The following is a 9502-nucleotide window of genomic DNA, read 5'->3' as shown; positions in this document are numbered from 1 at the left end:
ACCCTCGCCGACATCCCGTTCCCCGTCGACGTGGTCGACGTCTTCCGGCGCTCCGAGGCGGCCGGCGAGTTCGCGGACCAGGCGGTGGCCGTCGGGGCCAAGGGCGTGTGGTTCCAGCTCGGGGTCGTCGACGAGGCCGCCTACGAGCGGACCACCGCCGCCGGCGTCGCCATGGTCATGGACACCTGCCCCGCGATCGAGTGGCGCAAGCGCGGCGCATGAAGGACCTCCACGTCCCGTCCGGTCCCGGCCTCCCGTCGGGGCTGGTGGTACCGGACGCCGACCTCGTCGAGCGGTTCTCCCGCTCCCCCGGCCCGGGCGGCCAGTCGGTCAACACCGCCGACAGCCGCGTCGAGCTGGAGTACGACGTGCGCGCCGCCTCGACGCTCACCGACACCCAGCGCGTCCGGGCGCTGCGGCGGTGGCCCGACGGCGTGGTGACCATCGCCGCGTCCGAGCACCGCTCCCAGCACCGCAACCGCGTGGCCGCCCGCGAACGGCTGTCCGCGCTGCTGCGTGAGGCCCTCGCCCCGCCGCCACCACCACGGCGGGCGACCCGACCCACGCGGGGGTCGAAGGAACGGCGGCTGCGCACCAAGAAGGAACGCGGTCGGACCAAGGCGCTGCGCGGCAGGGTGAGCGACTAGAGCTCGACGGCGGCCTCGGCGGTCGTGATGCCGAGCTGGGACAGCGTCTCCTCCATCACCCACTGCACGCCGAGGGTGTCCTCGAGCGGCACCACCGGCGACTCGGTGAGACCGGCGGCCAGGCAGCGCCCGACCTCGTCGATCTCGTGGCTGTAGCCGCGCCCGCGCGCGGGCAGGTCGAGGGTCTCCGCCGCCCGACCGTTGCGGCGCACCACCAGCGACGTGGGGTGGTGGAAGCGTGGCGGCAGCTCGATCGAGCCACCGGTCCCCCAGACCACGGCACGGCCCGGGCTCTCGGTGGTGAGCCCGCAGGCGAGCGAGGCGCCTCGTCCGTCGTCGTACGCCAGGTGCATCAGCACGGACGCGTCGGTGCCGTTGGGGTAGCGGGTGCCGGAGGCGACGACACGGTCCGGGGTGCCGAGGAAGTCCTGGGCCATCGAGATGACGTAGACCCCCAGGTCGAGGACCGCGCCACCGCCGAGGGCGGGGTCGAAGAGCCGCGAGGCGGGGTCGTAGCCCCGGAAGGCGCCGAGGTCGGCCTGCACGGCGAGCACCTCGCCGATCTCGCCGGCCTCGACGAGGCGCCGGGCCTCGACCACGGCCGGCTGGAGGCGGGTCCACATGGCCTCCATGCAGAAGACCTCGCGCTCGCGGGCCGCCGCCACGACCTCGCGGGCGCCGGCCAACGTGGCGGTGAACGCCTTCTCGACCAGCACCGGCATGCCGGCCTCGATGGCGGCCAGGGCCAGTGCGTGGTGCTGCGGGTGCGGTGTGGCGACGTAGACGACGTCGACGTCCGCACCCATCAGCTCGCCGTAGGTGTGGGCTCCGTCGACGCCGTGCGCCGAGGCGAGCTCACCGGCACGCTCCCGGCTGCGGGACCCGATCGCCACCACCTCGGCGTCCGGGACGTGCTCGAAGTCGCGCAGGAAGGCCTCCGCCATGGCGCCGGTCCCTGCGATGCCCCACCGAGTCGTCATGGCGCCCACCCTAGGGGCGCGGCGGCCCGGACAGGGCCCGGGAGGGGGCACCGACCAGCTGCTCGAGGGGTCCGCGCGTGCGCGTCGCCGCGAAGACCGCCCCGATGCCGAGCAGGAGCAGCACGTGGAACAGGTAGCTGTCCCGCAGCCCGTCGGGCAGGAGGCTCTGCGAGCGGGTCACGACGTGCACCGAGTAGAGGGTCAGCGTCATCGCGCCCGCACCGAAGAAGACGGCCACCGCCCGTTGCCCGGTGGGTCCGACCACGGAGAGGGCCAGCAGCGCCGACCCGATGACCAGGAGCGCCGACCCGATGGTCTGCACGAGGTCGAACGGGGTGGCCGTGTGTGGCGCGACCACCAGCAGCCACTGCCACGCCCCGCCCGTCGGCGTGGTGCCGGGCAGGCCCGCGGAGATCCGGTCGAGCAGCGCGGCGGCGTCGACGTCCGGTGCGGGCGGGTCTGCGAGCAGCGCCTGCCGGACCGACGGGACGGAGGTGAGAGCGCGGGAGGCGAGCGTCGCCGTCACGGCTGCGACCGCTCCCCCGGCGGCCAGCAGCCCCGCCGTACGACGTGACGTGAGGTCGAGGCGTCCGACGGCCATGCCGGCGAGCACGTAGGCCAGCCACGGCACGGCCGGGTAGTAGCCGGTGAACGTCAGCTCGGCCAGCAGTCCGCCGGGGTCGGCGACGAGCTGCCCCCACGTCGGGCTGGAGAACTGCCGCTCGGGCAGCGACGGCCGCACCAGGTGGGACACGACGGGCGCGATCACGAGCCACCCGGCTGCCAGCACCGCCAGCCACCGGGCGGAGAGGCCGACGAACGGCAGCGCGAGGAGGAAGAGCACGCCGTAGTAGGTGAGGATCACCGCGATCCCCGAGTCGACCTCGCCCAGCACCAGGCCGAGGGCGGCCACGAGCGCGGCCCGGACGACCAGCCCGGCGGACGCGCGGGTCCGCGCGGTGCCGACAGGCGGACGACGTCGACCCGTCACGAGCGCGATGCTGACGCCGGCCAGGACGGCGAACAGCGCCGACGCGCGCCCGCCGGCCAGGGCATGGCCGAAGGACAGCGAGCCGTCGGCGTCGCGCGCGACGAGGACGTGCGTGGCGACCATCCCGAGGAGCGCCAGGCAGCGCGCCACGTCGATCGCGACGAGGCGACCCGGTGCCGGGCGCTCGGTCAGAAGCCGAGCTTCCGGGCGCGACCTGCGGCGTTGCGGACGACGGCGCCCTTGTCGGTGGCGACTCGGCGCAGCTCGGTCTGGAAGTCCACCAACCGCTGCTGGAGGGCGGCGTCACCGCTGGCCAGGATGCGTACGGCGAGCAGCCCRGCGTTGCGCGCCCCACCGATGGCGACCGTCGCGACCGGGACCCCGGCCGGCATCTGCACGATCGAGAGCAGCGAGTCCATCCCGTCGAGGGTCTTCAGCGGCACCGGGACGCCGATCACCGGCAGCGGGGTCACCGCGGCGAGCATGCCGGGCAGGTGGGCCGCCCCGCCGGCGCCGGCGACGATGACCTCGATGCCACGCCCGGCGGCCTCCCGGCCGTAGGCGAGCATCTCGTCGGGCATCCGGTGGGCGCTGACGACGTCGGCCTCCACCTCGATGTCGAACTCCGCGAGGGCCTCCGCCGCCGCCTCCATCACGGGCCAGTCGGAGTCCGACCCCATCACGATGCCGACGCGTGCCGTCATGTCACTCACCTTCACTCACTGTGGTTGCCGAGGTCTCCCCGGAACCACGCGGCGGCGTGCCGCGCGCGCTCCAGGCAGTCGTCGAGGTCGTCGCCGTAGGCGTTGACGTGGCCGACCTTGCGGCCGGGCCGCAGGTCCTTGCCGTAGAGGTGCACGCGCAGGTGCGGGTCGCGGGCCATCGCGTGCGGGAAGCCGTCGTAGAGGCGGCCGGTGTCGGTGGGTCCACCCAGGATGTTGACCATCACCGTCCAGCGCGACCGCGGGGCGGGCGACCCGAGCGGGAGGTCCATCACGGCACGCAGATGATTCTCGAACTGGGAGGTCACCGCGCCGTCCTGCGTCCAGTGGCCGGTGTTGTGCGGCCGCATCGCCAGCTCGTTGACGAGGATGCGACCGTCGGTGGTCTCGAAGAGCTCGACGGCGAGGATGCCCGTGACGTCGAGCGCACCGGCGACGCGCAGGGCGATCTCCTGCGCCTGACCGGCCAGCGCGGGCGCCAGGTCGGGGGCCGGGGCGACGACCTCGTAGCAGACGCCGTCGAGCTGGGTGGAGGCGACGACGGGGTACGCCGCGGCCTGACCGCTGGGCGAACGGGCCACCAGGGCCGACAGCTCGCGGCGGAAGTCGACGAGCTCCTCGGCGAGCACCTCGACGCCGGCCGCCTCGGCGGCGGCGAAGGCCTGGTCGGCGTCGGCGAGCTCGCGGACGACCCACACCCCCTTGCCGTCGTACCCGCCGCGGGTGGTCTTCAGGACGCAGGGCAGCCCGAAGACCTCGACGTCGGCGGTGGTGGTGACCAGTGCGTTGCGGGGGCAGGGGATGTCCAGCTCGGCGAGCCGGGCCCGCATGACGCCCTTGTCCTGCGCGTGCACCAGCGCCCCGGGTCCGGGTCGCACGGCGATGCCCGACTCCTCGAGCGCGTGCAGGTGCTCGGTCGGCACGTGCTCGTGGTCGAAGGTGACCACGGGGCAGCCGGCGGTCACCCGGCGCAGGGTGTCGAGGTCGGTGTAGTCGCCGACCTCGTGGTCGGGGATCACCTGGGCGGCCGAGACGCCCTCGGCCTCGGCGAGCAGCCGCAGCGGCAGGCCCAGGGCGATCGCGGGCTGCGCCATCATGCGCGCCAGCTGCCCGCCACCGATCACGGCAAGGGTGGGTGCGCGGTCCGTCACGCAGGAAACCCTAGGGCAGCACTCCTGAGCGAGGCTCAGGCCGTCTCGACGCTCGTCTCGAACCGCAGCCCGTGGCCGCGCAGCGTCGTGATGAGCTGCGGCTTGCGCGGGTCGTCGTCCAGCTTGCGGCGCAGCCACCCCAGGTGGACGTCGATGGTCTTGGACGAGGTCCAGAAGGTGGTCTCCCAGACGTCCTCCATGAGCTCGGCACGGGTCACCACCAGACCCGCTCGAGCCATCAGCGCGTGGAGGAGGTCGAACTCCTTGCGGGACAACCGGATCTCCCGGTCACCCCTCCACACCYTCCGGTCGTGCGGGTCGAGACGGACGTCCTGGACCTTGAGCACGGGCCAAGGCTGGTAGCAGTCCGCCGCCCACGCGGGCGCTTTTACCCAAACGTGGATGAATGGTCTGGTCCGGCCGTATGCAGCAAGCGGTCGTGGGCGCTCAGCGGCGGCGTACGGCGACCGGCTCGACGAGCCCGAACCCGTGCACCGGGCGGGCCGGCAGGCGGCGGCTCTCGAACTCGTCGACCGGCAGCAGGTCGGCCGTGCGCTGGTCGATGATGAGCCGGTTGCGGCGGGCGACGGCGGTGAGCCGGGCGGCCATGTTGACCGGCGGTCCGAAGACGTCGCCGAGCCGCGGCACGACCGGGCCGGAGGCCAGCCCCACCCGCACGTCGGGGAGCTTGGGGTCGCGTCCGATGACGTTGATGATCCCCTCGGCCACCTCGATGGCCGACTCGGCGTCGGCGATCACGAAGAGCACGGAGTCGCCGAGGCTCTTGATGATCCGGCCGCCGTGGTTGGTGACGACGTCGTGGCAGCGGCCCTCGAACTTCTCGACCAGGTCCCCGATCTTGTCGCGGTCCATCTCGTTGGAGAGCGCGGTGAAGGACACCAGGTCCGCGAAGCCCACGGTGACGTCGACGGTGTGCAGGTCCTCGTCGTTGGCGCCCATCGCCTCCATCCGGGCGACCGCCGCGGCGAGATGGCGCCGCCACGCGTAGATCAGGGTCTGCTCGAAGTGGGGGCTCACCTCCTCGATCAGCCGCAGCGCCGAGCCCACCCGGGAGCCCGTCGCGTCCGGCCCGGCCTCGAGCTCCTCGACCCGGCTGGCCAGGGTCGCGACCTCCCAGTCGGCGAGGCGGGCCATGGTCTGGCCGACCCCACGCGTCATGTTGACCGCCATGTCGAAGTCGACCGACCCGCTGTCGACGATGCCCACGACGTCGCGCACCGCCTCGGCGTCGGCGCGCGTGAAGGCGCGCTCGCCCAGCTGGTCGGGGAAGCCGAGCGCCCGCCACAGTCGCCGGGTCTGGTCGACCGTCACCCCGGTCTCGGAGGCCACCTCGAGGGCGGTGAGGGTGGGTTGCTCGCCGAGGATGGCGAGGTCGAGACGCTCGGGTGCCGAGGCCGTCGCGTCCGGCCCCTGCTGCCCGCGGCGTCGCCGCTCAGGTGCCATCGTCGACGCGCTCGACGTCCGAGCCACCGGTGGAGAGGGTGTGCAGCTCCTCGGCCACCCGCAGCTGCACCTGCTCCACCTGGGGGACGTCGTCGAGCAGCACCCGGCCGTGGGTGCTGGCGTCGGACACGATGAGGGTGCCGCACCCGAAGAGCCGGTCGAGGACCCCGATCTCGAAGTCGACGCCGCTGATCCGGTTGAGCGGGATCGTGCGGCCCTCCTTGGCGATCAGCCCCGAGCGCTTGATGAAGCGGCGGTTGGTGAAGGTGTACGTCGTGGTGAGCCAGTCCAGGAACGGCCTCACGACGAACCACACGGCGACCAGCACCGCCACCACCCCGGCGCCCACGCCCACCGGCGTGGAGTCGGTGAGGGTGCTGAGCCAGACCACGGCGGCCACCAGGACCACCAGCACGGTCGCCGGGACGATCAGCGCCTTGGGATGGGTACGCGTCGAGACGACGACGTGCTCGCCGTCGTTGAGGAGCTTGGTCGGGAAGGCCACGTCCCGATCATGTCACTGGCGGGGGCGCACATGGACGACATCGCCGGCCCCGACGGTGAACGTCGCGTCCGCGGTGCTGACGACCAGCGCGCCCCGGTCGTCCACGTCCAGCGCCTCTCCCCGTCGTACGACGTCCCCGGGGAGGTGGACGTCGACCTCGCGGCCCAGGGTGGAGCAGACGTCGGAGTACGCGGCGCGCAGCGACGCGGTGTCGTGGAGGAGGCCCTGGAGACCGTGCAGGGAGCCCAGCACCTGGCCGAGGAGACTGCTGCGATCCACCCGCTCGGAGGTCTCGAGCTCGATCGAGGTGGCCAGTGCGACGGGGAGCTCGTCGAGGGTCTGGGAGACGTTGATGCCGACCCCGACCACCGCCGCCGGCCCCGTCGGGGTCTCGATCCGCTCGACCAGGATGCCGGCCAGCTTGCGCTGCTCGACCAGCACGTCGTTGGGCCACTTGAGCGCGATCTCCGGGATCCGGTCGGCGATCGCCGCCTGGACGGCGTACCCGGTCAGCAGCGGCAGCCAGGTCCAGTCCTGGGCCGGCAGGTCGGGACGCAGCAGCGCGGAGAACGTCAGCGACGTCCGTGCCGGCGTCTCCCACACCCGGTCGAGCCGTCCGCGGCCCGCGGTCTGGTGCTCGGTGACCACGACGAGGCCCTCCGCCTCCCCCGCCCGGGCACGCTCGGCCACCACCGCGTTGGTGGAGGGCGTGGACTCGGTGACCTCGACGCGCCAGCCGTCGGGGGCCACGATGCGGTCGGGTTCGAGTGCTGGGCGCGGTGCCGGGTCGGACGTCATGGCACTACATTGTCGGACGCAGACAACAGGAGGCCACACGACGTGAGTGCACAGGTGCAGCCCGGTGAGGGCACGGACGTCCCGCAGGACATCGACATCCACACGACGGCAGGCAAGCTGGCCGACCTCGGGCGACGCCTCGACGAGGCCGTCCACGCCGGGTCGGCGAAGGCGGTGGAGAAGCAGCACGCGAAGGGTCGCAAGACTGCTCGCGAGCGCATCGAGCTGCTCTTCGACGAGGGGTCCTTCGTCGAGCTCGACGAGCTCGCCCGGCACCGCTCGACCGCGTTCGGCCTCCAGGACCGCCGTCCCTACGGCGACGGCGTGGTCACCGGCTACGGCACCGTCGACGGCCGCCAGGTCTGCGTGTTCTCCCAGGACTTCACGGTCTTCGGCGGCTCGCTGGGCGAGGTCTACGGCGAGAAGATCACCAAGGTGATGGACCTCGCCATGAAGACCGGCTGCCCGATCATCGGCATCAACGAGGGCGCCGGCGCCCGCATCCAGGAGGGCGTCGTCTCGCTCGGCCTGTACGGCGAGATCTTCCGCCGCAACGTGCACGCCTCGGGCGTCATCCCGCAGATCTCGATGATCATGGGCAACTGCGCCGGCGGGCACGTCTACTCCCCCGCCGTCACCGACTTCACGATCATGGTCGACAAGACCTCGGCGATGTTCATCACCGGCCCCGACGTCATCAAGACCGTCACCGGCGAGGACGTCACCATGGAGGAGCTCGGCGGCGCGCGGACGCACAACACCAAGTCGGGCAACGCCCACTACATGGCCTCCGACGAGGAGGACGCCATCGAGTACGTCAAGGCGCTGCTGTCCTACCTCCCGCAGAACAACCTCGACGAGCCCGTCGTCTACGACGAGCCCGCGGACCTCGAGGTCAACGACCTCGACTCCGCCCTCGACACCCTCATCCCCGACGGCGCCAACCAGCCGTACGACATGCACACCGTCATCGAGACCGTGCTGGACGACCAGGAGTTCCTCGAGGTCCAGCCGCTCTTCGCGCCCAACATCATCGTCGGCTACGGCCGTGTCGAGGGCCGTCCCGTCGGCGTCGTGGCCAACCAGCCGATGCAGTTCGCCGGCACCCTCGACATCGACGCCTCCGAGAAGGCCGCGCGCTTCGTGCGCACCTGCGACGCGTTCAACATCCCGGTGCTGACCTTCGTCGACGTGCCCGGTTTCCTGCCCGGGACCGACCAGGAGTTCAACGGCATCATCCGCCGCGGCGCCAAGCTGATCTACGCCTACGCCGAGGCGACCGTCCCGCTGATCACGGTCATCACCCGCAAGGCCTACGGCGGCGCCTACGACGTGATGGGCTCCAAGCACCTCGGCGCCGACATCAACGTGTCGTGGCCCACCGGCCAGATCGCGGTGATGGGCGCCCAGGGCGCGGTCAACATCCTCTACCGCAAGGAGATCGCGGAGGCGGAGGCCGCCGGCAACGTCGAGGAGCGCCGGGCACAGCTGGTCCAGGAGTACGACGACACGCTCGCCAACCCCTACATCGCGGCGGAGCGCGGCTACATCGACGCCGTCATCTCCCCCCACGAGACCCGCTCCGAGATCGTGCGCTCCCTGCGGCTGCTGCGCTCCAAGCGCGAGACGCTGCCGCCCAAGAAGCACGGGAACATCCCGCTGTGACCGAGCAGGAGGCGCCGCTCCTGCGCGTGGTGAACCCCGACGCCACCCCCGAGGAGGTCGCGGCCCTGGTGGCCGTGTTCGCCGCCCTCGGGTCCGCCGGCGACGACCCACGCGGGCGACGTACCCCCGAGTGGTCGGCGCCGCACCGCGCCGTCCGCCGCACCCACGCCAGCGGCCCCTCGGGTTGGCGCTCCAGCGCCCTGCCGCGCTAGCCGGTTCCCGCGGAGATAGCGAGGCGCCCTGCCGCGGGGTCGTAGGGTCGCCCCCGTGACCGAGACCTCAGCCCCGCGCCCCGTCGACGACCTGTGCAACCAGTTCGTCGAGGACTTCTGCGCCCTCGACCCGATCGCCGCGACCTACTTCGGGGTCGCCGGGCACGACGACCGCCTGCCGGACTACTCGCCGGCCGGCTACGACGCCCGCATCGGCCTCGTACGCCGCGCGGTCGAGGCCGTGGAGGCGGCGACGCCCGTCGACGACAGGGAGGCGGCCGCCCGGGACTCGTTCCTCGAGCGCCACCGCCTCGAGCTGGAGATGGAGGACGCCGGCATCACGCGGTGCATGGTCTCGGTGATCGAG

The 9502-nt window shown here is 72.6% G+C and carries 13 protein-coding genes; 5 read left to right on the top strand and 8 right to left on the bottom strand.

Going from position 1 to position 9502, the window contains the following annotated elements; translation table 11 throughout:
* Together ACXJKL_RS07120 and arfB are read left to right on the top strand one after the other, a co-directional pair.
* A partial coding sequence (locus ACXJKL_RS07120) for a CoA-binding protein (protein ID WP_457206360.1) occupies window positions 1-222 on the top strand: 222 nt, incomplete at its 5' end.
* Entirely contained in the window at window positions 219-647 is a 429-nt protein-coding gene (gene arfB, locus ACXJKL_RS07115; protein ID WP_457206359.1) for an alternative ribosome rescue aminoacyl-tRNA hydrolase ArfB, read from the top strand. The genes ACXJKL_RS07120 and arfB, both read left to right, overlap by 4 nt.
* Here arfB and ACXJKL_RS07110 read toward each other — a convergent pair.
* The 8 genes from ACXJKL_RS07110 to ACXJKL_RS07075 form a co-directional block, all read right to left on the bottom strand.
* Window positions 644-1627, bottom strand: a complete 984-nt coding sequence (locus ACXJKL_RS07110; protein ID WP_457206358.1) for a Gfo/Idh/MocA family protein — start codon at window positions 1625-1627, stop codon at window positions 644-646. The two genes, arfB and ACXJKL_RS07110, sit on opposite strands and share 4 nt — an antisense overlap.
* 10 nt (window positions 1628-1637) lie before the next feature.
* Window positions 1638-2774, bottom strand: coding sequence for a heparan-alpha-glucosaminide N-acetyltransferase domain-containing protein (locus ACXJKL_RS07105; RefSeq protein WP_457206361.1), 1137 nt, complete (start codon window positions 2772-2774; stop codon window positions 1638-1640).
* A 32-nt stretch (window positions 2775-2806) separates the two neighbouring features.
* Window positions 2807-3322 (bottom strand): 5-(carboxyamino)imidazole ribonucleotide mutase, encoded by a 516-nt coding sequence (purE, locus tag ACXJKL_RS07100; RefSeq protein ID WP_457206357.1) that lies wholly within the window; start codon window positions 3320-3322, stop codon window positions 2807-2809.
* A gap of 11 nt (window positions 3323-3333) precedes the next feature.
* The gene (locus ACXJKL_RS07095; protein WP_457206356.1) at window positions 3334-4491 is read right to left on the bottom strand and encodes a 5-(carboxyamino)imidazole ribonucleotide synthase; all 1158 of its coding nucleotides are present in this window, start codon (window positions 4489-4491) and stop codon (window positions 3334-3336) included.
* A 35-nt stretch (window positions 4492-4526) separates the two neighbouring features.
* Window positions 4527-4838, bottom strand: coding sequence for a winged helix-turn-helix domain-containing protein (locus ACXJKL_RS07090; RefSeq protein ID WP_457206355.1), 312 nt, complete (start codon window positions 4836-4838; stop codon window positions 4527-4529).
* Between the two features lie 100 nt (window positions 4839-4938).
* Complete coding sequence (locus ACXJKL_RS07085) at window positions 4939-5955, bottom strand: adenylate/guanylate cyclase domain-containing protein (RefSeq protein WP_457206354.1); 1017 nt, start codon at window positions 5953-5955, stop codon at window positions 4939-4941.
* On the bottom strand, window positions 5945-6460 hold the full coding sequence (locus ACXJKL_RS07080; protein ID WP_457206353.1) for a PH domain-containing protein: 516 nt from the start codon (window positions 6458-6460) through the stop codon (window positions 5945-5947). Before ACXJKL_RS07080 ends, ACXJKL_RS07085 begins: the two co-directional genes overlap by 11 nt.
* A gap of 12 nt (window positions 6461-6472) precedes the next feature.
* Window positions 6473-7258, bottom strand: coding sequence for a biotin--[acetyl-CoA-carboxylase] ligase (locus tag ACXJKL_RS07075; RefSeq protein ID WP_457206352.1), 786 nt, complete (start codon window positions 7256-7258; stop codon window positions 6473-6475).
* Between the two features lie 42 nt (window positions 7259-7300).
* On the opposite strand from ACXJKL_RS07075, the gene ACXJKL_RS07070 reads away from it, so the two are divergent.
* The 3 genes from ACXJKL_RS07070 to ACXJKL_RS07060 form a co-directional block, all read left to right on the top strand.
* The gene (locus ACXJKL_RS07070; RefSeq protein WP_457206351.1) at window positions 7301-8923 is read left to right on the top strand and encodes an acyl-CoA carboxylase subunit beta; all 1623 of its coding nucleotides are present in this window, start codon (window positions 7301-7303) and stop codon (window positions 8921-8923) included.
* Entirely contained in the window at window positions 8920-9135 is a 216-nt protein-coding gene (locus tag ACXJKL_RS07065; RefSeq protein ID WP_457206350.1) for an acyl-CoA carboxylase epsilon subunit, read from the top strand. The genes ACXJKL_RS07070 and ACXJKL_RS07065 overlap by 4 nt, the downstream gene beginning before the upstream one ends.
* 55 nt (window positions 9136-9190) lie before the next feature.
* A partial coding sequence (locus ACXJKL_RS07060) for a DUF885 family protein (RefSeq protein ID WP_457206349.1) occupies window positions 9191-9502 on the top strand: 312 nt, incomplete at its 3' end.

The organism is Nocardioides sp. P5_C9_2, assembly GCF_054049555.1.
Note: the sequence above shows the minus strand (reverse complement) of the source record. Positions and strands in the feature narration are given on the sequence as shown.

Bases quoted from the DNA above. Each gene is read 5' to 3' on its own strand.
- ACXJKL_RS07085 (WP_457206354.1), bottom strand. From the start codon at position 5,955: ATGGCACCTGAGCGGCGACGCCGCGGGCAGCAGGGGCCGGACGCGACG.
- arfB (WP_457206359.1), top strand. From the start codon at position 219: ATGAAGGACCTCCACGTCCCGTCCGGTCCCGGCCTCCCGTCGGGGCTG.
- ACXJKL_RS07075 (WP_457206352.1), bottom strand. From the start codon at position 7,258: ATGACGTCCGACCCGGCACCGCGCCCAGCACTCGAACCCGACCGCATC.
- ACXJKL_RS07110 (WP_457206358.1), bottom strand. From the start codon at position 1,627: ATGACGACTCGGTGGGGCATCGCAGGGACCGGCGCCATGGCGGAGGCC.